Here is a 21,922-nt window from a genome sequence, read left to right as displayed (position 1 = left end):
TCTCCTGGACGCGTAGATCTCGACCCGCTTCGCGGGTTCGCAAGCTCACCCGCTGCGCTCGCTCGATCTCTTCGCGTTGTGACCCTGCGACTTCGTCGCAGGGTCACAGGCTCAGAACTCGATCGCGCTGTAGGCCTTGAGCTTGGCGAGCTGGTGCTCGGAGGTGACCTTGCGGATGGTGCCCGAGCGGCTGCGCATCACCAGGGAGTCGGTGACGACGGCGCCGTGGGGGAGGTACTGCACGCCCCGCATCAGGTCGCCGTCGGTGATGCCGGTGGCGACGAAGAAGCAGTCGTCGCCGGTGACCAGGTCGTCGGTGTGGAGGACGAAGTCGGGGTCGAGGTTGTGGCCGGCGTCGAGGGCACGCTGGCGTTCCTCGTCGTCCTTGGGCCACAGCCGGCCCTGGATGGTGCCGCCCAGCGCCTTCATCGCGCAGGCGGCGACGATCCCCTCGGGAGTGCCCCCGATGCCCATCAGCAGGTCGGCGCCGGAGCCGGCACGGGCCGCCGAGATCGCGCCGGCGACGTCACCGTCGACGATGAACTTGATCCGGGCGCCGGTCTCGCGGATCTCCTCGACCAGCTTGTCGTGGCGGGGGCGGTCCAGCACGATCACGGTGATGTCGGAGGTCGTGGTGTCCTTCGCCTTGGCCACGGCGGCGATGTTCTCGGCGACCGGCAGGCGGATGTCGACGACGTCGGCGGCCTCGGGACCGGTGACCAGCTTCTCCATGTAGAAGACGGCGCTGGGGTCGTACATGCTGCCGCGCGGGGCGACCGCCATCACCGCGACGGCGTTGCTCATGCCCTTGGCGGTCAGGGTGGTGCCGTCGATCGGGTCGACCGCGACGTCGCACTCGGGTCCGGTGCCGTCGCCGACCTGCTCGCCGTTGAAGAGCATCGGGGCGTTGTCCTTCTCGCCCTCGCCGATCACGACGGTGCCGTTCATGGCGACCGTGGAGATCATCGTGCGCATCGCGTTGACCGCGACACCGTCGGCGCCGTTCTTGTCGCCACGACCCACCCAGCGGGCGGCGGCCATCGCCGCTGCCTCGGTCACGCGCACCAGCTCCAGGGCCAGGTTGCGGTCAGGGGCGGTGGGGGCGACGCCGAGCGGCTGGGTGTCGTTCATAGGGATCAATCTATCCGCCGCGTGCGGTGGCGTGACCGCCGTGTCACTTGATCGATCCAGAGACAAGTCTCACGGCGAACGGTGTTTGCGGGTCGTTCAGCACCTGTTCGGTCGGGCCGTCCTCGACGACGTGACCGTGCTCGATCACGACCACCCGGTCGGCGAGCGCTCGGGCGTCTGCGGCGTCGTGGGTGACGATGATGGCGGTCCGGCCTTCGAGGGCGGTACGCAGCGTCTGCCGCAGCGCCGGGCGTACGTCGACGTCGAGCGAGGCCATCGGCTCGTCGAGCAGGAGCAGCTCGGGGTCTGCGGCGAGCGCCCGGGCCACGGCAACGCGCTGGGCCTGGCCGCCGGAAATCTCCGTGGGCCTGCGTCCGGCCAGCTTCTCGGCGCCGACCTCGGTGAGGTGGCGGGTGGCGAGCTCGTTGGCCTGGTGGCGGCGTACGCCCCGGGCTCGCGGTGCGAAGGCGACGTTGGCCAGCACCGACAGGTGCGGGAAGAGCAGCGGGTCCTGGGCCAGGAGCGCGACCCCGCGGGCGTGCGGGGGAGTGGTGTCGAGGATGCGGTCGCCGAGGCGTACCTCTCCCTCGTCGGGACGGAGGAGACCGGAGATCACGCCGAGGATGCTCGACTTGCCGGCGCCGTTGGGGCCGGTGAGCGCGACCGTCTCGCCGGCGGCCACGTCGAGGGTGACGTCGATGCCGCGCTGGGCGATCACGGCACGGAGGTGCAGCGCGCTCACAGCGCCCTCCCATGACGCGCGAAGCCGATCACGGCGACCGCGACGACCACGAGCACCAGCGAGAGCGCGACGGCCGCATCGGGGTCGTCGACGCGGAGCAGGTAGACCTGCAGCGGCATCGTGCTGGTGACGCCGGGGAGGTTGCCGGCGAAGGTGATGGTGGCGCCGAACTCGCCCAAGCAGCGGGCGAAGGCGAGGACCGAGCCGGAGAGCAGGCCGGGGCCGACCAGGGGGAGGGTGACGCGGCGGAAGACGGTGGTCGGGCGGGCGCCGAGCGTCGCCGCGACCGCCTCGTAGCGCGTGCCGCTGGTGCGCAGCGCCCCCTCGAGGCTGATCACCAGGAACGGCAGCGCGACGAACGTCTGCGCCATCACCACGGCGAGGGTGGTGAACGGGATCTGGATGCCGACCAGGTCCAGCGACTGCCCCAGCAGCCCGCGACGGCCGAAGGTGTAGAGCAGCGCCAGCCCGCTGACGACCGGCGGCAGCACGAGCGGAAGCAGCACCAGCGAGCGCAGCAGTCCCTGTCCCCGGAACCGGGTGCGGGCCAGGACCGTGGAGAGAGGTACGCCGAGGAGGATGCACAGCACGGTGCTGGCCACCGCGGTGCGCAGGCTGAGCCAGAGCGCCTCCAGCGCGGACGGCGAGGTGATCAGTGCCGGGAAACCGGCCAGGTCGACGCGGAGGATGATCGCGGCCAGCGGGACGATGATGAACGCCGCCGCGACGGCCGCCGGAAGCCACAGCCAGCTCGGCATACCGACGGACGGACCGGCCCCCCGCTGCCGGTCCGTCCGTCCGGACCTCCCGAGAAGATCAGGGCTGGCCGAAGCCGGCATCGCTCAGCACCTTCTGCCCGGTCTCGCTCAGCACCAGGTCGACGAACTCCTGGGCCAGGTCTGCGTCGTCGGCGTCGTCGAGGGCGCTGATCGGATAGGTGTTCACGACCTGGTCGGACTCCTCGAACTCGACGCCCGTCACGGTGTCGCCGGCAGCGGTCACGTCGGTGACGTAGACCAGCCCCGCGTCGGCGTCGCCGGAGGTGACCTTGGCGAGCACGTCGCTGACCGACTGCTCCTCGCTCACCGGCTCGATGTCGACGCCCGTCTTCTTCTCCATCTCAGCCGTTGCGCTGCCGCACGGGACCTCGGCCGCGCAGACGACGACCTTGGTGCCGGGCTTGGCGAGGTCGTGGAAGCCGGTGATCTTCGCCGGGTTGCCCGACGGCGTGGCGATCTCCAGGGTGTTGGAGGCGAAGTCCTCCGGGGCGGGCGCCAGGTCGCCGAGCTTGTCCATGTTCTTGGTGTCGGCCGAGGCGAAGACGTCGGCCGGGGCACCGTCCTCGATCTGAGCCACCAGGTCCGAGGAGCCGCCGAAGCTCATCGTCACCTTCACCCCGGGGTGGTCCTTCTCGAACTCCTCGGCCAGCTCGGTGAACGTGTCGGTCAGCGAGGCCGCCGCGAAGACGGTCAGCTCCTGCTCCTCCGACCCCTCGCTCGAGCTCCCACAGCCGGCGAGCGCGAACAGGGCCGTCAGTGCGACGACGGCGGAGACTGTGGACTTCGTGATCATGGGCGCTCCACTACGACGTTGGTCGACTTGATCGAGGCCACGGCACTGACTCCCGGCTCGAGGCCGAGCTCGATGGCGGCCTCGGCGCTCATCAGCGAGACGATCCGGTAGGGCCCGCACACCATCTCCACCTGAGCCATCACGGTGTCCAGGGTGGTCTTGGTGACGATCCCGAGCATCCGGTTACGGGCACTGACCGCCTTCGTCCGGTCCGGGTTGGGCGCGTCGGCCAGCTCCGAGGCCAGCGCGGCCAGGACGATCCCGTCGATGACCGCGCGGCCGTTCTCCGTGCTCGCCTCGATCCGTCCCGCATCCACCCAGCGGCGAACGGTGTCGTCGCTGACGCCGAGGAGATCGGCGGCTTCGGCGATGCGGTACGAGGTCACCGGAGGAGTATCGCATCTGCGGAGCAATTCCGCTTCAATTGTCCTCATCTGCGGAACACGCAGACTCGGTGGCCGAGCCTGTCGAGACCACGATTCGAGGGAACATCGGCCGAGTGGGACCATGGAGGACGTGAGCGACACCGATCAGCAGCAGCCCGCCCAGCCGTCGAATCAGCCGACGAGCGAGCAGCCGGAGACCCCGGCGCGCAGCTACCCGCGTACGTTCGGTGCTCTCATCGGATCGATGATCTTCCTGCTCGTCCTCGTGGTCCCGATCGTGCTGATCGTGCAGTGGCGGGGCAACCTCGAGCGCGAGGTGAGCGGCGCCAACGAGACCTACAAGGCCGACTGGGCCGAGGCCGTACGCAGCGCCCAGGTCGCCGACCTCGACGTCGTCTACCCGCGAGAGCTGCCCTCGGGCTGGTACGCCAACACCGACCCGTCCTACAAGGGCGGCGAGGAGCCGGCGTGGACCATGTCGTTCGTCAAGGGCGAGACCTCCTACGTCGGCCTGGAGCTCTCCGCCCGCTCGGCGCAGGCGCTGGCCCAGAAGAACGTCGACACCCAGGCCACGAAGGGCGACGAGGTCAGCATCGAGACCGACGTCGCCACCACCTGGACCGAGTGGTCCGACTCCGACGGCGACAGCGCCTACTCCACCGAGGTCGACGGCCAGACCCTGATGCTCTGGGGCCCCAAGGACGGCGACGTACGCGACTACCTCGCGCTCCTCACCACCGAGCCGCTGAAGAAGTAGGGGTCAGTCGTCGCCGATGGCGGCGTCGATCTTCTTCCGGGCGCCGTCGAGCCACTCCTGGCACAGCGTGGCCAGCTTCTCGCCGCGCTCCCACAGGGCCAGCGACTCCTCGAGGGTGATGCCGCCGGCCTCGAGCTTGCGGACGACCTCGACCAGCTCCTCGCGGGCCTGCTCGTAGGAGAGGTTCTTGTCGGTGTCGTCGGAGTCAGTCATCGGCTGGGTCCTTCTCGGTCGAGGTGATGGTGGCGGCCAGGCGACCGTCGGCGAGGCGGATGCTGACGGCGGCGCCCTCGGTGGCGTCGGTGACGCTGGTGAGCACGTGCCCGTCGGCGTCCTGGGCGACGGCGTAGCCCCGTCTGAGCGTCTCCAGGGGTGAGAGCGCACGGGCGCGGGCACGATGGTGGCCGATGTCGTCGGCGGCCCGGTCGAGGGCGTGACCGACGGTGCGGCGGGCGCGGTCGCGCAGCGAGGTGACCTCGTCACGCCGGGCGTCGATCAGCGAACGCGGGTCGGCCAGCACCGGACGCGAACGCAGCGCGTCGAGGAGCGTCTGCTCGCGGTGGACCAGCGCGGCGATGCCGCCGCGGAGCCGGTCACGACCGGTCGCGACGATCCGCTGCTCCTCGACCACGTCGGGCACGACGAGCTTGGCGGCGTCGGTCGGCGTCGAGGCACGTACGTCGGCAGCCAGGTCCAGCAGCGGCGAGTCGGGCTCGTGGCCGATCGCGGAGACGATCGGCGTGCGGGCGGCGTGCACCGCACGGATCAGGTGCTCGTCGGAGAAGGGCAGCAGGTCCTCGACGGAGCCGCCGCCGCGGGCGACGACGATGACGTCGACCTCGGGGTCGCGGTCGAGCCGCTGCAGCTTCTCGACGACGTCGGCGGCGCTGCGCGACCCCTGCATCGCTGCGTACGCCACCTCGAACCGCACCTGCGGCCACCGCCGCCGCGCGTTCTCGAGCACGTCCCGCTCGGCCGCGGAGTTGGCCGCGGTGACCAGACCGACCTTCGTCGGCAGGAAGGGCAGCGGCCGCTTGAGCTCGGCGGCGAAGAGCCCCTCGGCGGCCAGGAGCTGCCGGCGCTGCTCGAGCCGTGCGAGCAGCTCGCCGAGCCCGACCGGACGGATGTCGCGGGCCTGCAGCGACAGGGTGCCGCGGTTGGCGTAGTAGGACGGCTTCGCGTGGATGATCACCGACGCCCCTTCGACCAGCGGCGGGTTAAGGCTGTCGAGAAGGAACCGGGTGCACGTCACCGGCACCGAGATGTCGGCCACCGAGTCACGCAACGTCAGGAACACCGTCTGCATCCCCGGCCGCCGGCTCAGCTGGGCGACCTGCCCCTCCACCCAGACTGCACCGAGCTTGTCGATCCAACCGCCGATCGCGTTCGCGATCTGCCGCACCGGAGCGGGCGACTCGGGAGAGGTGTCCAGGGCCATGGCGCCACCCTAGTGCCCGCCCACTCGGCCCGTTTGCCCCACACACGCATGCCCACTCGGCGCGTCTGCCCCACACACGCATGCCCACTCGGCGCGTCTGCCCCGCCTCAGAGCGTCGAGTCGGCGCGTCTGTCCCGGTCCGACGGGCAACCGTGGGACAGATGCGCCGACTCGACGCAGATCGGCGGGACAGATGCGCCGGGTCGGTGTCGTGGTGTGGGACTGACGCGCCGAGTCGGCATGCGTGCACCGGGTCTCTAGACTGAAGCCATGAGCATCGACCTCGGCACCCCACGCCTGATCACCGACGACGAGAAGGCCGTCCTTCTCGCCGAGCCGCGCGGCTACTGCGCCGGGGTGGATCGGGCCGTGATCACCGTCGAAGAGGCCCTGGACCTCTACGGTGCGCCGGTCTACGTGCGCAAGGAGATCGTCCACAACAAGCACGTCGTCGACGACCTCCGCAACCGCGGTGCGGTGTTCGTCAACGAGCTCGACGAGGTGCCTTCGGGGGCGACCGTCGTCTTCTCCGCCCACGGCGTCTCCCCGGCGGTCCACGCCGATGCGGCCGTGCGTGAGCTGAAGACGATCGACGCGACCTGCCCGCTGGTCACCAAGGTCCACCTCGAGGCCAAGCGGTTCGCGCGCGAGGGCTACAGCATCCTGCTGATCGGCCACGCCGGTCACGAGGAGGTCGAGGGCACCATGGGCGAGGCGCCGGAGGCGACCACGCTCGTCGAGGGCCCTGACGACGTACCCGGCATCGAGGTTCCCGACCCCTCCAAGGTCGTCTGGCTCTCCCAGACCACGCTCTCGGTCGACGAGACCATGGACACCGTCGCCGCGCTCCGGGTGAAGTTCCCCGAGCTGCTCGACCCGCCCAGCGACGACATCTGCTATGCCACCCAGAACCGCCAGCAGGCCGTCAAGGAGATCGGCGCGGCTAGCGACCTGGTCATCGTCGTCGGGTCCGGCAACTCCTCCAACTCGGTCCGCCTGGTCGAGGTCGCGCTCGAGGCCGGCGCCAAGGCGGCCTACCGCGTCGACGACGCCAGCGAGATCGACGAGTCCTGGCTCGAGGGCGTACGCAGCGTCTCGGTCACCTCCGGTGCCAGCGTCCCCGAGAAGCTGGTCGAGGGTGTCGTCGGGTTCCTGAAGGACCGTGGCTTCCCCGACGCCAAGGCCCACAAGAGCGCCGAGGAGTCGCTGATCTTCGCGCTGCCCAAGGAGCTGCGCAAAGACCTCAAGGCAGCGTCCGCGAGGGGTTGAGCGGCCCCGCCCCAAGAGCGTTAGGGTCGAGGGGTGGCCCGATTTCTCGACGTACACCCCGACAACCCGCAGCCCCGTCTGATCAGCCAGGTCGTCGATGCCCTGCGTGACGACCAGCTGATCGCGTACCCCACCGACTCCGGCTACGCGCTCGGGTCGCGGATCGGCAACAAGGACGGCCGCGACCGGATCCTGCGGATCCGCGGCCTCGACGACCGGCACCACTTCACGCTGATCTGCAAGGACTTCGCGCAGCTCGGCACGATGGTCCACGTCGACAACAGCGCCTTCCGGGCGATCAAGCACGCCACCCCGGGGCCCTACACCTTCATCCTCCCGGCCACCCCGGAGGTGCCGCGACGGCTGATGCACCCGAAGAAGAAGACCGTCGGCGTACGCATCCCCGAGCACGCCGTCGTGCAGGCGCTGCTCGAGGAGCTCGGTGAGCCGTTGCTGTCCTCGACGCTGATCCTGCCCGGCGAGACCGAGCCTGAGGTCTTCGGCTGGAACGTCAAGGAGGCGCTCGACCACCAGGTCGACATCGTGATCGAGGCCGGCGAGACCCCGGCAGAGCCGACCACGGTCATCGACTGGTCCGACGGTCAGCCCGAGATCATCCGCCAGGGTGCCGGCGACGTCTCCGGGTTCCTCGCGCTGGACTGATCGCTCAGGACGGAGCGCTCAGGAGGCCAGGGCGCGCTCGCGCTCGACCTCGTCGCGGGTCTCGCTGCGCTGTCGCAGCACCCGGCGGCGCATCACCAGGCAGCCCAGGCACAGGGCGTAGCCGATGAAGAGGCTGATCGCGTGGTGTCCGAGGCCGCTGACCACGGCTTGGACGAAGCCGTCCTCGGCATCGGCGATCGACCCGGGCTGGGTCGCGGCCAGCAGGATGAAGATGCCGAGCATGATCAGCGGTGGGAGCACGCCGACCACGAAGAAGTCGCTGGGTCTGACGATGAGCGCGAGCGTCAGCGCGATCGCCACGAAGGTGAGGTCGAAGAGCAGGCCGATCTGGTCGTCGATCAGGAGGTCGACGAAGGTCACGGTCAGCGATGTGGCGGATCCGAGCGCGACGACATGGCGGCCGGACTCTCGTCCTTCCTCCCAAACGGTGCGCTGACGCTGACTCATGCCGTCGCCTCCGTCGCGCAAGCGCCATCATACGGACGCGACGGCCCGAGGCTCATTGTCGCTCGCTGGCGCTCGCTCATGGGGTCACGATCTCTCGTATGCAGCCTGTGTATCAGAACCCACGGTAGGGCCCGGCACACCGTCATTTTCGGCGGCGCGCCGATCATCCTCCCTTACGCTGCTGAGCCGCTCCACGGCGCGGATCTCGACGGGACGCGGCGTCTCGAGTTCATCGTCAGTTACCGATAATTCATTGAAACGACGGGCGGCCACGAGGACCCGGTTGTCGAGGGATTTGATCGCCTGGTTGTAGCGGGTCACGGCGGTGTTGAGAGAGCGCCCGATGCCGTCTAGATGGGTCGACATCGTGGCGAGGCGCTGGTGCAGGTCACGGCCCAGCCGGTGGATCTCCCGGGCCTGCTCGGCGAGCGCCTCGTGGGACCATCCGTGCGCGACGGTGCGCAGCAGCGCGATCAGCGTGGTCGGCGAGGCGAGCACGACCCGGCGCTCCCCGGCGTACTCGATCAGGCCGGGCTCGGTCTCCAGCGCCGCCGAGAGGAACGACTCCGCCGGCACGAAGAGCACCACGAACTCGGGCGACTCCTCCAGGAAGCGCCAGTAGGCCTTCGAGGCCAGCTGGTCCACATGCGTACGCAGCTGGGCGGTGTGGCGGCGGAGGTGGGTGCGATAGTCGTCCTCGTTGTCCGCAGCCGCGGCGTCGAGGTAGGCGTCGAGGGGGACCTTGGAGTCGACGACCAGCTCCTTGCCGCCGGAGAGGTGCACCACCAGGTCAGGACGGAGCCGTCCGTCCTCGAGCTGGACCTGCTCGGAGAAGTCGCACTTGTCCACCAGGCCGGCCAGCTCCACCGCGCGGCGCAGGTGCATCTCGCCCCAGCGGCCCCTGACCTGGGGCTTGCGCAGCGCCGTCGACAGCGACCGGGTCTCGCTCTGCAGCCGCCCGACCTCCGTCTCGAACTGCCCCTGCCAGCGCGCCCGCTCGCGGTCGAGATGCTGCATCTGGTCGCTGAGCCGGTCGAGCCCCTGCATCACCTCGGCCTGATCCACCATCCCCGCCGCGACCGTCTCCACGCTCCGCGCGCGCACCCAGAGCCCCCCGAGCACAGCGCCCAGAGCAAGACCGATCATCAGCCCGAGCACGAGGATCCAGATCTCCATACCTCAGATCCTCGCAGGCACCACCGACAGTTTTGTCTGCGATTGCTTCGCAATTCGCGCAGCGCTTGCGCTTGACCCTCGTCTTCCTCCGCTCCGTTCGTCGCTTCGCTCCTCTCTGCGCTGCGTCCAGACGAGGGGCGCTCCAGCGCTGATCGTGGAGGGAAGGAGCTTGTTCGTGGTTGCATGGAGACATGGCCTACGACGCCGAGCTCGCAGAACGTGTCCGCGCCCTGATGCCTGCCGGCGTGACCGAGGTGAAGATGTTCGGTGGGCTGGCGTTCATGGTGAACGGCAACATGGCGTGCGCGGTGGGCGCCGACGACCTGCTCGTACGCACCGGCAAGTCGGCCTACGAGGCCGCGATCGAGGCCGGCGCCGAGCCGATGGTCATGGGTGCCCGGACGATGTCCGGCTACGTCAACGTCGCCGCCGACCTGCTCCGCGGCGATGCGCTCGCCGACTGGGTCCGGCGGGGCGTGGCGACGGCCGAGTCGCTGCCGCCGAAGCCACCGAAGTAGCCGAAGAAGCCGAAGTAGCCCGCCTCAGTCGGCCAGGTCGACGATCACCGGAGCGTGGTCGGAGGGGGCGCCGGTGCCGATGGCGGGGTTGCGCTCGTCGAGGTCGACGAAGGCACCCGTGACCCGCGACGCGAACGACGGCGAGCCGAGGACGAAGTCGATGCGCAGGCCGCGGTTGCGCTCGAAGCGCTGCCGGTAGTAGTCGAAGTAGGTGTAGGCCTCCGGGCCGGGCACGAACGGACGTACGACGTCCTTGAAGTCCTTCTCGATGGCGAAGAAGGCGTCGCGCTCGGCCGGGGTTAGGTGGGTCTTGCCGACGAACTGCTTGGGGTCGAAGCAGTCCTCGTCGAAGGGGCAGACGTTCCAGTCGCCGACCATCGCCGAGGGGCCGTCGTACCAGGCGGTCGCGGCCTTCTGCAGCGCGGCGAGCCACTCCAGCTTGTAGGCGTAGTGGGGGTCGTCGGGCTTGCGGCCGTTGGGGACGTAGACCGAGGTGACGCGTACGCCGCCGCACGTCGCGGTGAGGGCCCGCGCCTCGGCGACGTCCTTGAACGAGGGCATCCCCTCGAACCCGACCTGGATGTCGGACAGCCCGACGCGGGAGATCAGCGCGACGCCGTTCCACTGGTCGTACCCCACCGAGGCGACCTCGTAGCCGCGGGCCTCCAGCCCCATCGTCGGGATCTGGTCGGGCTTGGCCTTGGTCTCCTGCAGAGCGAGCACGTCGATCGAGTGTCGCTCGACGAAGGCCTCGACGCGGTCGATGCGGGAGCGGATGGAGTTGATGTTCCAGGTGGCGATACGCACGCCCGTCAGACTATCGACTGGCCGTCGTGGACTACCGTTTGAGGCGTGGGCAGAGCGACGATCGAGATGCACGGGGTCCGTCGTCTCTATGAGCAGGCCGACCTCTCCGAGCTGGTGGCCCTCGACGACATCGAGCTGACCATCGAGCCGGGAACGTTCGTGAGCGTCATCGGGCCCTCGGGATGCGGCAAGTCGACGCTGTTGCGGCTGATCAGCGGGCAGGAGAGGCCGGACGCGGGCAGGATCACGGTGTGCGGCCTGACCCCGAAGGAGGCCGCCGAGGCGAAGGCCTTCGGCTTCGTGCCGCAGTCGCCGGCGCTGCTGCCCTGGCTGAGCGTGCTCGGCAACGTGACGTTGCCCCACAAGGTCAACCGGCGCGGGGTCAGGCGACAGCGCCCACGGGACAAGGACGACCGCGTACGCCCCGACCTCGAGGCGATGCTGCGCGAGGTCGGCCTGGGGGAGTCGCTCCACAAGCTCCCCGCCGAGCTGTCGGGCGGCATGAAGCAGAGGACCGCGATCGTACGCGCCTTCGGGCTGCGCCCCGACGTACTCCTTCTCGACGAGCCCTTCGGTGCGCTCGACGAGTTCACCCGGGAGGCGCTCCAGGAGCAGCTGCTGGAGCTGTGGGAGCAGACCCGCGCGACGGTCGTCTTCGTCACCCACTCGATCTCCGAGGCGGTCAGGCTCTCGGACAAGGTCGTGGTGATGGCACCGCGGCCGGGCCGGACCACCGACGTCATCGACATCGACCTGCCCCGCCCGCGGCACCAGGAGATCATCACCTCGCCGGAGTTCCACGCCTACGAGCTCGCCCTGCGGGAGAGCCTGCGGGACGCGTTCAGCCACAGCGGGGTCACCCGGTGAGCCGGGTGATCGGCGAGGTGGTCGCTCCGGCTCCCGACACGGCCACGGGAAGAGTCGGCGCGCGACGCCTCCGGCAGCGCGCCCGGATGCTCCGGCCGGCGTACTGGCTCCCGTTCGTCCTCCTCCTCGCGGTGCTCGGGTTCGGCTGGGAGATGGGGGCGCGGCGGATGCCCTACCTGTTCGCGCCGCTGGGCGACGTCGCGAGCGTGCTGACCGGCGACCCGGGCTACTTCCTCTCCAACACCCTGGTCACGCTCGGCGAGGCGCTGGTGGGGCTCGGGATCGGGTTCGTCGCCGCGTTCGTGCTCGCCGTGGTGGTGAGCGAGATCGGCGTGGTGCGGCGCGCGGTGATGCCCCTGGCCGTCGTGCTCTCGGTGACGCCGCTGGTGGCGATCGCGCCGCTGCTCGTGGTCGCGCTCGGGTTCGGGATGGGGCCGAAGGTCGTGCTGACCGCGCTGGTCTGCTTCTTCCCGATCCTGATCAACGTGGCGACCGGGCTGCGTGCGGTGCCCGGCCCCGTGCTGCAGGTCTACCGCACCGTGGCCGCCAGCCGGCTGGAGGTGCTGCGGCACCTGCGTGTCCCGGCCTCGCTGCCCTACGTGTTCGCGTCGCTGCGGATCGTCTTCCCGCTGTCGATGATCGGTGCCGTCGTGGCGGAGCTCTCCGCCGCGGGCTCGGCCGACGGTCTCGGCAGCGTGATACAGGTGGCCAGCTCGCAGAACAGACTGGCTACGGTGTGGGCAGCGATCTTCGTCCTCGCGGCGCTCGGCTCGCTGCTGTTCTGGCTCGTGACGCTCGCCGAGCGGCGAGTGCTCCACTGGCACCAGTCCTGACCTGACTCGAAGGAGCCTTCATGTCTCGCGTACGTCCGATCGCCGCTGCCCTCACGTCGGCGGTCGTCCTGCTGGGTGCGCTCACCGCCTGCGGCTCCTCGCAGGACTCCGCCGGCGAGCAGGGGAGCGCCGTCTCGGCCGAGCGCTGCGAGCAGAACGAGAAGGCCGGGAAGATCACCTACATGTCGGGCTACTACTGGCAGGCGTCGGCCTCGATCATGGAGGCCATCGCCGCGGATCGGCTCGGCTACTTCGACGATCTCTGCCTCGACGTCGAGCTCCAGCCGGGCTCGGGCGACGTCTCCCAGAACGCCAAGCTGATCGCCGCCGGGAAGGTGCAGGTCGGCCCGCTCTCCGAGCAGGACATCATGACCTCCAACGCGAGCGGCCTGAAGGTGCTCGGCGTCTCCTCCTACTCCAACGCCGGCCTCGACGTGCTGATGACCGGCACCTCGATCACGGATCTGAAGCAGCTCGAGGGCAAGACCCTCGGCCACAAGGGCTGGGTGCCGGTCGGGGTGCAGGCGATGCTCGCCGAGGCCGGGGTCGACATGTCCAAGGTCAAGCAGGTCAAGGTCGGCTACGACCCCGGCGTGCTGCCGCGTGGCCAGGTCGACGCGCTGGTCGGCTTCGTCTCCAACGAGCCCAACCAGCTGAAGGACGCCGGGGAGAAGGTCACGGTCTGGGAGCCGACCGACTTCGACGTGCCCGGCTCCCTCGGCGCCTACTCCGTCAACCCCGCCTGGGCGGAGAAGCACCCCACCGCGGTCGAGGACGTCCTGCGCGCCGTCTTCAAGGCCTACACCTACTGCGCCGCCGACGAGCACGTCGAGGAGTGCATCGGCTACCAGCACGACCTGGCCGGCGCCGAGTCCGACGAGAAGCACGAGACCGCCATCTGGCGCACCGAGGTGAAGGTCGCGGCCGACAACCCGCTCCCCGGCAGGTTCGGCTCGGTCGACCCCGCCAACGTCGCCGCCCTGGCCGAGGTCGTGACGACGCACGCAGGTCAGAAGGTCACGCCCGAGCAGGCAGCCTCCTGGTTCGACACCTCGTTCGCCGAGGCTGTCGTCGACGACGCCGACAAGGTGATCTGGCCCGCTCCGTGACGCGACCGATGGCAAACGTACGAGTTTCGCTCGAAACTTTTGCCTGTTCAACGGCAATTTGGCCGGAGTTTCTATGTCGCATCCGGGGTCGTAACGCTTGAATCTCCTGTGGCCGTCGGCGTCAATCGCCGGCGGCCGTTCACAAATCCAGGAGGAAAGAGCTATGCGAGTTCGTATTCCCATGATGATCGCCGCGGCTGCGGGTGCCGCAGCGCTGACTGCGTCGATGGTTCCCGCATTCGCCGAGGAGGCCCCGAGCTACCAGGAGTTCGAGGCGTCCACGTATGTCGACGTCGACGGTCAGTACATCGTCAACGGCGACGAGGTCGTGTCCAACCAGGGTGACCTGCACAAGTTCTACGAGTCGATGGTCTCGACGCCGAAGCACGTCCCGGAGGACGGCCTCATCGTCAACACCATCAGCGGCAAGGACGACAAGTGGTCCGCCTCCCAGGCGCTCAACCTGACCTACTGTGTCTCGGACAAGTTCGGCACCAACAAGGCCGCCATCGTCACCGCGATGAGCCAGGGCGCGGGTCTGTGGGAGGCGGCGAGCTCGAAGGTCGACTTCATCTACGTCCCCACCCAGGACGCCTCGTGCAACACCCGTAACTCCAACGTGCTCTTCTCCGTCGAGCCGGTGAGCACCTCGCAGTACATCGCGCGGGCGTTCTTCCCCTCGACCTCGAAGCGCTCGCGCAACGTGCTCATCGACGACTCGATCTTCTCGTCGGGCGCCTGGGAGCCGGGTGACATCCTCGGTCACGAGCTCGGTCACACCCTCGGCTTCCGCCACGAGCACACCCGCCCGGAGGCGGCGACCTGCTTCGAGGACAACAACTGGCGTGCGCTGACCCCGTACGACTCGTCCTCGATCATGCACTACCCGCAGTGCAACGGCGGCTCCTCGGACCTGGAGTTCCAGGCCTCCGACGCGGCCGGGGTCCGGGCGCTGTACGGCTCCTGATCATCTAGCAGCACAAAGGCGGCCCTCCCGGTTCCGGGAGGGCCGCCTTCCTGTATCGCCTAGTAGGACAGTCCGTGACCGAGCGGGAAGAGATCCGGGATCTCGACTGGGAGCTTGCCGCTCGGGTTCACCTCGCCGTGGAGCACCCGCACCAGCGACTCGAGCTGGTGGGATGTGTAGCCGTACGTGTCGAGGACCGTGGCCGCCTCGGGGAAGGACGTGACGTCGTAGGGGTTGCGCATCGCGGTCACGACCACCGGGGTGTCGGTGGCGAGCAGCGCCTTGACCAGCTTGGTCTGCGCCACCGACGCCGGCGTCGGCTGGCCGGTCGCCGGGTTGATCTGCCAGGCGTTGTTGGTCGGCACGACCACCAGGTCCTTGCCCGCGGCGGCTGCGACGGCGGCGTCGATCTGCGCGTCGGTCGGGGTGGTGCCGGACTGCAGCACCTGGGTCGTCGCACCACGCTTCTGGAAACCGGCCGCGATGCCCGCGGTCGTGTCCACTCCCCATCCCGCGACCAGGACGTCCTTCGGGCCGGGGGCCAGCGGCAGCAGGCCGTCGTCGTTCTTCACCAGGGTGGTGGTGCGGTCGGAGATCGCCTGGGCGTCGGCCTTGTGCACCGGGTCGGCGAAGACCGCGGGAGCGGCGGCCGGGTCGACGTACGGGCTCTCGAAGATCTTGTTGTCGAGCTTGTGCTTGAGGATCCGGTAGACCGACTCGTCGAGCCGCTGGCGCGAGATGGTGCCGTTCTTGACGGCGCCGAGGACCGCTGCGTACGCCGTGTCCATCTGCGGCGGGATGAGCAACTGATCGGCTCCGGCGAGGAAGGCCTCGACCGGGGCGACGTCGGGCGGGTAGGTCGCGCTGGCGCCCTGCATGTCGAGGGCGTCGGTCACGATGAGGCCGTTGAAGCCCATCTCCTCGCGGAGCAGGCCGGTGAGGATCGGCTCGGACATGGTGGCCGGCTCGCCGCTCGGGTCGATCGCGGGCACGGTCACGTGGGCCGTCATGATCGCGTCGATCCCGGCATCGATCGCGGCCTCGAAGGGCGGCAGGTCGATCGCCTCGAGCTGCTCGCGGGTGTGGGTCACCTCGGGCAGGCCGTAGTGGCTGTCGGTGCCGGTGTCGCCGTGTCCCGGGAAGTGCTTGGCGATCGAGGAGAGGCCGCCCTTGTCGAAACCGCCGACCTCCGCGGCGACGATGTCGGAGACCGCGGCGGAGTCGGCCCCGGCGCTGCGGATGCCGATGACCGGGTTGTTGGGGTTGAGGTTGACGTCGGCGACGGGCGCGTAGTCCTGGGTGACGCCCACGGCGGCCAGCTCGGTGCCGATCACCTCGGCCGACCGGGCCGCGTCCGCGGTCGAGCCGTCGGCGCCGAGCGCCATCTGGCCGGGCATCTGGGTCGCACCGCTGGCCGGTCCGAAGCGGGCCACGAGCGCGCCGCCCTCCTGGTCGACCGCGATGTTCAGCGGGATCTTGGGGCGCTGCTGCAGCGCGGCGGTCTGGAGGCCGTTGGAGAGCGTCGCCACCTGGGTGGCGTCACCGATGTTGTCGGGGCCGCGGGTGGTGAAGTAGATGACCCCGCCGGGCTGGTACTTCGCGATCGCCTGCGCCGGGGTGTCGACGCCGTAGAGCTTCTGGTTGCCGGCCTTCGCGGCGTCGCTGACGTTGTTGGCGTCGCGTCCGTAGACCTCGATCACGAACAGCTGCCCGATCTTCTGCTGCAGTGACATGTGGCGCATCAGCGAGACGATCTGACGGTGCTGCGGCGACGCCGTGTCCGGGGCCGGCTGGCCGGCGGTCGTCCTGGGCGGGTCGGGCTCGACGGCGTGGGTTGCTGCGTACGGCATCGCAACCGCCACCGCGGCGGCAAGCCCCGCAGTCGCCAGCCGTGCACCTCTGGTCAGTGTCGCTCTGCTCATGACAACCTCGCCATCTGCGCCGCTGCTGTGCGGCACGGCGATTCACTTTAGGGGCTACCAACCGGTCACGGAAGATAATTGACGACTCCGCGCAAGTGGACACGCCGAATCGGTCGTTGTGGCGACCGAAACTGTCGCAATGGCGGACGAAACTCGACATTCGTCACCCACATCTACAGATTCGCCTGCCACAACCACTGATTCGGCGGACGAATTTTGTCGGATCGGTGGACAGAACGGCTCCGCAGGGCCAGGGTGAACCTTCGTGCGCATCGTTGTCGGAGCCGCAGCGGCGGCCACTCTCGCCCTCACCACCCTCACCCTGGCGCCGGCGGCGCAGGCTGTGCAGTCAGGGGGTGCGTACGACTGGACGGCTGTGAACGTGGATACGACGCAGGGGTTCCGGGCGCTGGATGCCGTCGACGCGGAGACCGCGTGGGTCGGCGGGGACCGCGGGGGAATGTTCCGTACGACGGACGGCGGTGACACCTGGGACGAGGTCTCGCCGCCGGGATCCGACGGGCTGCTCTTCCGCGACGTCGAGGCGCGCTCGGCGCGCGAGGCCGTGGTGCTCTCGATCGGCGAGGGCGAGGCGAGCCGGATCTACAAGACCATTGACGGCGGCGCGACCTGGACCGAGACGTTCCGCTCCGCGGAGCCGACGGCGTTCTACAACTGCGTCGACTTCTGGCCAGGCGGCGAGCGGGGCATCGCGATGAGCGACCCGGTCGGTGGCGAGTGGCGGATTATCACCACCTCCGACGGCGGCGACACCTGGGAGATCGCGGACACCCAGGGCCTCGAGGCACCGGGCGAGTTCGGCTACTCGGCCAGCGGCACCTGCCTGGTCACCGCGGGGGCGCACGACGCCTGGATCGGCGGTGGCGGTGCCGCTGCGAAGATCTACGCCACCCACGACGGCGGCCGCTCCTGGTCGTCGGCCGACTCCACGATCGCGACCGGCGAGGCCGCCGGCGTCTTCGGTCTCGGCTTCCGCAACCCTCGCCAGGGGATCGCGGTCGGTGGCGACTTCGGCCTCGAGGACGACGGGGTCGACCGCGCGGCCTACTCCACCGACGGCGGCCGCACCTGGAAGAACTCCTCCGACCTGGGCGGATACCGCGAGGCGGTGGACTGGATCGGCGGCCGCACCGCGATCGCGGTCGGCCCCAACGGCAGCGACATCAGCCACGACAACGGCCGCTCGTGGAAGCCGTTCGGCGCGACCCAGACCCGCTTCCACACCGTCGACTGCGTCGGCGACACCTGCTGGGCCGCCGGCGCGGGTGGACGGGTCGGCGTGCTCAGCCGCTGACGGTCAGATCGTGAGCCCGATGGTCATCGGGCCGCTCGGGGCCATCTCGTGCTCGCCGCGTTCGATGCAGAACTCGTTGCCCTCGGGGTCGCGGAGCGCGACGAAGCCGGACCCGTCCTCCTTGCGGTGGTCGCCGAAGACGGTGGCGCCGAGCGAGAGCGCCCGCTCGACCAGCTCGTCGCGGGTGGTGTCCTCCGGCTTGATGTCGATGTGGACCCGGTTCTTCGCCGTCTTCGCCTCGGGCACGGGGACGAAGAGGAACATCAGCTCCTTCGACGGGAAGCTCCTGGCGACGATCACCTCCGGGTCCTCGTCGTAGAAGAGGTGCCAGCCGGCGACCGCCGACCAGAACTCGGCGAGCTTGCGAGGGTCGGCACAGTCGAAGGTGAGGTGGCGGATCTGGATCGTCATGGGCGGATCATCCTCCAAAGCCGGACCGTGGGAAACGGGTTATTCGACGAACCCCGAGACCGTACGCGGCGTGGCCGCCGTCGCGAGGGCGACGGCCGTCTCGAGCGGCACGTCCGGGACGGCGACGTGCTCCTGACCGGCCGCGGTCATCGCGGTGACCTGGGCGAGGCCGATGCGGCGGTCGAAGAAGGTCTGCCGGACCCGCCAGCCGATGATGCCGTCGGTCTGCAGGGCGGTGCGTACGGCGGTGTAGGAGCCGGAGCGGACCACCAGGTAGCGGTCGGTGAGGGCGTGGCCGAGGTGGCGGTGGCGCAGCTCGGCGCCGAGCATGCCGAGGACGAGGGCGACCACCATGACGGTCACCGGGAGCCACCAGATCCAGGTGTCGCCGAGGACGCCGATCAGCACGGTCGGGACGAGCGCGACCAGGGTCCAGATCACGGTGGCGACGGCCGCCCGGAACCAGTAGCGCCGCCGCGGCCGCGGCCCGTGACCGGTCAGCTCCGCTGAGAACGCGTCCTCGCCGAGGATGTCCGTGCCGACGGCCGACACGACCGACTCCGGGGCCGTCGGCAGGACCGCGGGGGAGTTGTCGTCGAGGCCGGTCGTCAGCAGGTTGAGGTCGGCACCGCCGGCCAGACCGATCAGCGGGCCGACGGTCGAGGTGGCGCCGCGTACCTTCGCCTCCTCCACCGTCGTCGCGCGGGTGCTGGTCAGGCCGAAGCTGCGCCGCAGCGTGGTGCCCTCGCGGCCCTGCTCACGCACGACCTGGAGGTCCCACCACCGCACCGCGTAGCCCACGCACGAGCCGACCGCCCACACCACCACCGCGGCGACCAGGGCGATCGGGATGGCGATGATCAGCAACTGCAGGAAGGAGTCGATCGACCGGCCGTTGATCTGGCCGTCGTCGACCCGGATCCCGATCGTCCGCTCCCACGGGATGACGTCGGAGAACGCGCCGAAGAACGCGGCCAGTCCACCGAGCGCGATCGCGAGGTTCTTGAGGTTGAGCGGGGCGTACCTGATCCAGGACCAGTCGAGCTTGGCGATGACCTCGCCCCCGGGGTCTGAACGAAGTGGCCCCGGGCTGGTCGCGACAGCCGCCGAGGCGTCGCCGCCGGACGCCTCGGGCGCGACGTCCGTCGGTGATGTGGGCGCCGCGTGGAGCAGCTCGCGCCGGAGGCGGGCTGCGGCGTCCTTGGTCAGCGAGTCGAGGGTGATCTGACCCTCGTCGACGCCGGTGCCGACGTTGACCTTGGTGACGCCCAGGGCACGGTGGATGAGGGTCGAGCTGAGGTCGACGCTGCGCACCCGGTCGAGGCGCGCGGTCAGGGTGGTGCGGTTGAGCAGCCCCTTGCGTACCTCCAGATGGGTCGGGGTCACCCGGTAGGTCGTGGTCAGCCACGGGACCAGACCGGCCAGGGCCGCGACCACCGCGATGCCGAGCGCGACCAGCAGACCGATGAAGACGTTGGCCTGACCGGCGCCGAAGGCACCGACCGCGGCCGGGATGATCGCCTGGCGCAGCGTCGCGAGGGGGCTGACGATCGCGGTCCAGCCGGCCAGCCGCTGCCACTCCGCGTCCGGGATCACAGGGGTTTCGGGGGTCTCGGGGACCTCGGGTGTGCTCACGTCGCGTCCTCGGGCGTCGCGGCGGTGATCGCGACGAGCTTCGCGACCACCTCGAGCGCGAGCGCGTCGTCGAGGCAGGCGATCTGGACGATGCCGGCCGAGGAGGCGGTGGAGACCTTGACCGTACGCAGCCCGAACCGCCGCATCAGCGGCCCCTGCGTCGAGTCGACCGTCTGCACCCGGGAGAGCGGCACGATCTCGTCGACGACGGTGAGCCACCCGTGGCGTACGTGGACCGCGATGTCGGTCACCTCCCACCGGTGGATCCGGAACCGGATCGACGGCACGAAGGTCAGTCCCGGGACCGGCGCCAGGGCGAAGACCACCGCGGCGAGCCAGAGGATCCAGGTCCAGAAGCCGTCGGGCACCATGACCGCCGCCACCACCGCACCGACCGCGAGCGCCAGCCAGATCACGGCCCCGATCGCCTCCGCCGTACGCCAATAGGCCGGTGCTCGCTCGGAGACCTGATGGGCGGGTTCGCGCAGTCGCTGTGGTGCGTCGGCATTCACGGCGCGAGCCTATTGGGTCGGCTCCCTTTACCGTCTGGATTTGTGGTCGGCGATTACGGAGGCGTACCAGTCGAAGGAGTCGCGCGGCGTACGCACCAGGGTGTCGTAGTCGATGTGCACCAGCCCGAACCGCTGGGTGTAGCCCTCGGCCCACTCGAAGTTGTCCATCAGCGACCAGCAGTAGTAGCCGGCGACGTCGATGCCGTCGGCGACCGCGCGCTCGACCTGCCGCAGGTGGAGATCGAGGTAGGCGATGCGGTCGGCGTCGCCGTCGCCGGGGGCGGTGTTGTAGGACGCCCCGTTCTCGGTGATCACGAACGGCGGGTGCTCCGGGTAGCGCCGGTGCAGCGCGGTCAGCAGCTCGTGGAGCCCGTCGGGGACGACCGGCCAGCCGAAGTCGGTGGTCGGGTAGCCCGTGATCGGCGGCTGCTCGATCGGGTTCGGCGCGCCTTCGGGAGCGGCGGCGGCCGCGGTCGGGTTGTAGTAGTTGAGCCCGTAGAAGTCGAGCGGCGTGCTGATCACCTCGAGGTCGCCGTCCTGCACCGGGAAGAGCGCGGCGAGATCCTCGGGGTAGTGACCGAGCAGCACCGGGTCGGCGAAGGAGTGGTTCCACAACGTGTCCAGCAGGCCCGCGGTCGCGACGTCCGCCTCCGAGTCGGTCGCCGGCCAGACCGGCATGTGGTTGGTGGCGGTGCCGATGCTGCTCGCGCCCGCGGCCCGCAGCGCCTGGACCGCCAGACCGTGCCCGAGCAGCAGGTGGTGACCGGCCGGCAGTGCGTCGAAGACCAGCGCCTGACCAGGGGCATGGATGCCGAGCGCGTGGCCGAGGACGGTCACGACGTTCGGCTCGTTCACCGGGCACCAGTGGGCGACGCGGTCGGCGAGCCGATCGCCCACCACCACGGCGTACTCTCCGAAGCGCTGCGCCGTCTTCCGGCTCAGCCAGCCGCCGTGCGCGTCCTGCAGCACCTGCGGGGTGTCCCAGTGGAACAGCGTCGCCATCGGCGCGATGCCGCGCTCGAGCAGCCCGTCGACGAGGCGGTCGTAGAAGTCCAGGCCCAGCTTGTTGACCGCGCCCGAACCGGTCGGCAGGACGCGCGACCAGGAGATCGAGAAGCGGTACGCATCCAGCCCCAGTCGTGCCATCAGGTCCAGGTCCTCATCGAGGCGGTGGTAGTGGTCGCAGGCCACCTCGCCGCTGCTGTCGTCGAGGATCCGTCCCGGCTCGGCACAGAAGGTGTCCCACACCGAGGGACCCCGGCCGTCCTGGTCGGCCGCCCCCTCGATCTGGTAGGCGGCGGTGCTGGCGCCGAAGCGGAAGCCGGTCGGAAGGCTGGTGCCGGGAAGCTCGCTCACGCGACCACAGTGTGCCCGCTGTGCCCGGGTGCCGTCCGTGGTTTCGGGGGAAGGCGGCGTACGACTCT

Annotated in this window: 24 protein-coding genes; 9 read left to right on the top strand and 15 right to left on the bottom strand. The window is 69.8% G+C overall.

Going from position 1 to position 21,922, the window contains the following annotated elements; all coding sequences use genetic code 11:
• Positions 1-111: 111 nt before the first annotated feature.
• Genes glpX through HD557_RS19765 form a run of 5 tightly spaced genes read right to left on the bottom strand, consistent with a single transcriptional unit; the run spans position 112 to position 3,831 of the window.
• Complete coding sequence (gene glpX, locus HD557_RS19785; RefSeq protein WP_008358990.1) at positions 112-1,131, bottom strand: class II fructose-bisphosphatase; 1,020 nt, start codon at positions 1,129-1,131, stop codon at positions 112-114.
• Positions 1,132-1,174: 43 nt separating this feature from the next.
• The gene (locus HD557_RS19780; RefSeq protein ID WP_196875132.1) at positions 1,175-1,873 is read right to left on the bottom strand and encodes a sulfate/molybdate ABC transporter ATP-binding protein; all 699 of its coding nucleotides are present in this window, start codon (positions 1,871-1,873) and stop codon (positions 1,175-1,177) included.
• Positions 1,870-2,631, bottom strand: a complete 762-nt coding sequence (locus HD557_RS19775; RefSeq protein ID WP_196875131.1) for an ABC transporter permease — start codon at positions 2,629-2,631, stop codon at positions 1,870-1,872. Before HD557_RS19775 ends, HD557_RS19780 begins: the two co-directional genes overlap by 4 nt.
• Positions 2,632-2,689: 58 nt before the next feature.
• Entirely contained in the window at positions 2,690-3,445 is a 756-nt protein-coding gene (gene modA / locus HD557_RS19770; RefSeq protein ID WP_196875130.1) for a molybdate ABC transporter substrate-binding protein, read from the bottom strand.
• Complete coding sequence (locus tag HD557_RS19765) at positions 3,442-3,831, bottom strand: TOBE domain-containing protein (protein ID WP_196875129.1); 390 nt, start codon at positions 3,829-3,831, stop codon at positions 3,442-3,444. The genes modA and HD557_RS19765 overlap by 4 nt, the downstream gene beginning before the upstream one ends.
• A gap of 130 nt (positions 3,832-3,961) precedes the next feature.
• Here HD557_RS19765 and HD557_RS19760 point away from each other — a divergent pair, with 130 nt between their 5' ends.
• On the top strand, positions 3,962-4,588 hold the full coding sequence (locus HD557_RS19760) for a DUF4245 family protein (protein WP_196875128.1): 627 nt from the start codon (positions 3,962-3,964) through the stop codon (positions 4,586-4,588).
• Positions 4,589-4,591: 3 nt separating this feature from the next.
• Here HD557_RS19760 and HD557_RS19755 read toward each other — a convergent pair whose 3' ends face one another.
• Both HD557_RS19755 and xseA read right to left on the bottom strand, forming a co-directional pair.
• Positions 4,592-4,801: an exodeoxyribonuclease VII small subunit gene (locus tag HD557_RS19755; RefSeq protein WP_196875127.1), complete on the bottom strand. Its 210-nt coding sequence runs from the start codon at positions 4,799-4,801 to the stop codon at positions 4,592-4,594.
• Entirely contained in the window at positions 4,794-6,026 is a 1,233-nt protein-coding gene (gene xseA / locus HD557_RS19750) for an exodeoxyribonuclease VII large subunit (RefSeq protein WP_196875126.1), read from the bottom strand. Before xseA ends, HD557_RS19755 begins: the two co-directional genes overlap by 8 nt.
• A 270-nt stretch (positions 6,027-6,296) precedes the next feature.
• On the opposite strand from xseA, the gene HD557_RS19745 reads away from it, so the two are divergent.
• Both HD557_RS19745 and HD557_RS19740 read left to right on the top strand, forming a co-directional pair.
• Positions 6,297-7,295, top strand: a complete 999-nt coding sequence (locus tag HD557_RS19745) for a 4-hydroxy-3-methylbut-2-enyl diphosphate reductase (RefSeq protein ID WP_008358976.1) — start codon at positions 6,297-6,299, stop codon at positions 7,293-7,295.
• Positions 7,296-7,328: 33 nt separating this feature from the next.
• Positions 7,329-7,958 carry an L-threonylcarbamoyladenylate synthase gene (locus HD557_RS19740; RefSeq protein WP_008358975.1) on the top strand — a complete coding sequence of 210 codons (630 nt, stop codon included), beginning with the start codon at positions 7,329-7,331 and terminating at the stop codon, positions 7,956-7,958.
• 18 nt (positions 7,959-7,976) lie between these two features.
• Here HD557_RS19740 and HD557_RS19735 read toward each other — a convergent pair whose 3' ends face one another.
• Entirely contained in the window at positions 7,977-8,426 is a 450-nt protein-coding gene (locus HD557_RS19735; protein ID WP_008358973.1) for a DUF6542 domain-containing protein, read from the bottom strand.
• Between the two features lie 84 nt (positions 8,427-8,510).
• Positions 8,511-9,602, bottom strand: coding sequence for a DNA recombination protein RmuC (locus HD557_RS19730; RefSeq protein WP_196875125.1), 1,092 nt, complete (start codon positions 9,600-9,602; stop codon positions 8,511-8,513).
• A 191-nt stretch (positions 9,603-9,793) separates the two neighbouring features.
• Between HD557_RS19730 and HD557_RS19725 the strand changes: the two genes are divergently transcribed.
• A complete protein-coding gene (locus HD557_RS19725; protein ID WP_008358970.1) occupies positions 9,794-10,120 on the top strand; it encodes a TfoX/Sxy family protein in 327 nt (108 codons plus the stop codon).
• Between the two features lie 24 nt (positions 10,121-10,144).
• Here the strand turns inward: HD557_RS19725 and HD557_RS19720 are convergent, their stop codons facing one another.
• Complete coding sequence (locus HD557_RS19720) at positions 10,145-10,927, bottom strand: exodeoxyribonuclease III (protein ID WP_196875124.1); 783 nt, start codon at positions 10,925-10,927, stop codon at positions 10,145-10,147.
• Positions 10,928-10,972: 45 nt separating this feature from the next.
• Here HD557_RS19720 and HD557_RS19715 point away from each other — a divergent pair, with 45 nt between their 5' ends.
• The 4 genes from HD557_RS19715 (at position 10,973) to HD557_RS19700 (ending at position 14,703) form a co-directional block, all read left to right on the top strand.
• The gene (locus HD557_RS19715) at positions 10,973-11,794 is read left to right on the top strand and encodes an ABC transporter ATP-binding protein (RefSeq protein ID WP_196875123.1); all 822 of its coding nucleotides are present in this window, start codon (positions 10,973-10,975) and stop codon (positions 11,792-11,794) included.
• Complete coding sequence (locus HD557_RS19710; protein ID WP_307785667.1) at positions 11,791-12,627, top strand: ABC transporter permease; 837 nt, start codon at positions 11,791-11,793, stop codon at positions 12,625-12,627. Before HD557_RS19715 ends, HD557_RS19710 begins: the two co-directional genes overlap by 4 nt.
• Positions 12,628-12,647: 20 nt before the next feature.
• Entirely contained in the window at positions 12,648-13,736 is a 1,089-nt protein-coding gene (locus HD557_RS19705; RefSeq protein ID WP_196875122.1) for an ABC transporter substrate-binding protein, read from the top strand.
• A 163-nt stretch (positions 13,737-13,899) separates the two neighbouring features.
• Positions 13,900-14,703 (top strand): M57 family metalloprotease, encoded by an 804-nt coding sequence (locus HD557_RS19700; RefSeq protein WP_040755296.1) that lies wholly within the window; start codon positions 13,900-13,902, stop codon positions 14,701-14,703.
• 59 nt (positions 14,704-14,762) lie between these two features.
• Here the strand turns inward: HD557_RS19700 and HD557_RS19695 are convergent, their stop codons facing one another.
• The gene (locus HD557_RS19695) at positions 14,763-16,625 is read right to left on the bottom strand and encodes a glycoside hydrolase family 3 protein (RefSeq protein ID WP_008358961.1); all 1,863 of its coding nucleotides are present in this window, start codon (positions 16,623-16,625) and stop codon (positions 14,763-14,765) included.
• Between the two features lie 265 nt (positions 16,626-16,890).
• Between HD557_RS19695 and HD557_RS29070 the strand changes: the two genes are divergently transcribed.
• Positions 16,891-17,940: a WD40/YVTN/BNR-like repeat-containing protein gene (locus tag HD557_RS29070; protein WP_196875121.1), complete on the top strand. Its 1,050-nt coding sequence runs from the start codon at positions 16,891-16,893 to the stop codon at positions 17,938-17,940.
• 3 nt (positions 17,941-17,943) lie between these two features.
• On the opposite strand, the gene HD557_RS19685 is transcribed toward HD557_RS29070, so the two are convergent.
• From HD557_RS19685 to HD557_RS19670, 4 genes are read right to left on the bottom strand one after another with little or no spacing between them, the layout of a single operon-like run.
• Positions 17,944-18,351: a VOC family protein gene (locus tag HD557_RS19685; RefSeq protein ID WP_008358957.1), complete on the bottom strand. Its 408-nt coding sequence runs from the start codon at positions 18,349-18,351 to the stop codon at positions 17,944-17,946.
• Positions 18,352-18,390: 39 nt separating this feature from the next.
• Positions 18,391-19,986 (bottom strand): PH domain-containing protein, encoded by a 1,596-nt coding sequence (locus tag HD557_RS19680; RefSeq protein ID WP_196875120.1) that lies wholly within the window; start codon positions 19,984-19,986, stop codon positions 18,391-18,393.
• Entirely contained in the window at positions 19,983-20,498 is a 516-nt protein-coding gene (locus HD557_RS19675) for a PH domain-containing protein (RefSeq protein ID WP_008358954.1), read from the bottom strand. Before HD557_RS19675 ends, HD557_RS19680 begins: the two co-directional genes overlap by 4 nt.
• Positions 20,499-20,525: 27 nt before the next feature.
• Positions 20,526-21,854, bottom strand: a complete 1,329-nt coding sequence (locus tag HD557_RS19670) for a GH1 family beta-glucosidase (RefSeq protein ID WP_196875119.1) — start codon at positions 21,852-21,854, stop codon at positions 20,526-20,528.
• Between the last annotated feature and the right edge of the window lie 68 nt (positions 21,855-21,922).

It is taken from the genome of Nocardioides luteus (assembly GCF_015752315.1).
Taxonomy (GTDB): Bacteria; Actinomycetota; Actinomycetes; order Propionibacteriales; family Nocardioidaceae; genus Nocardioides.
Note: the sequence above shows the minus strand (reverse complement) of the source record. Positions and strands in the feature narration are given on the sequence as shown.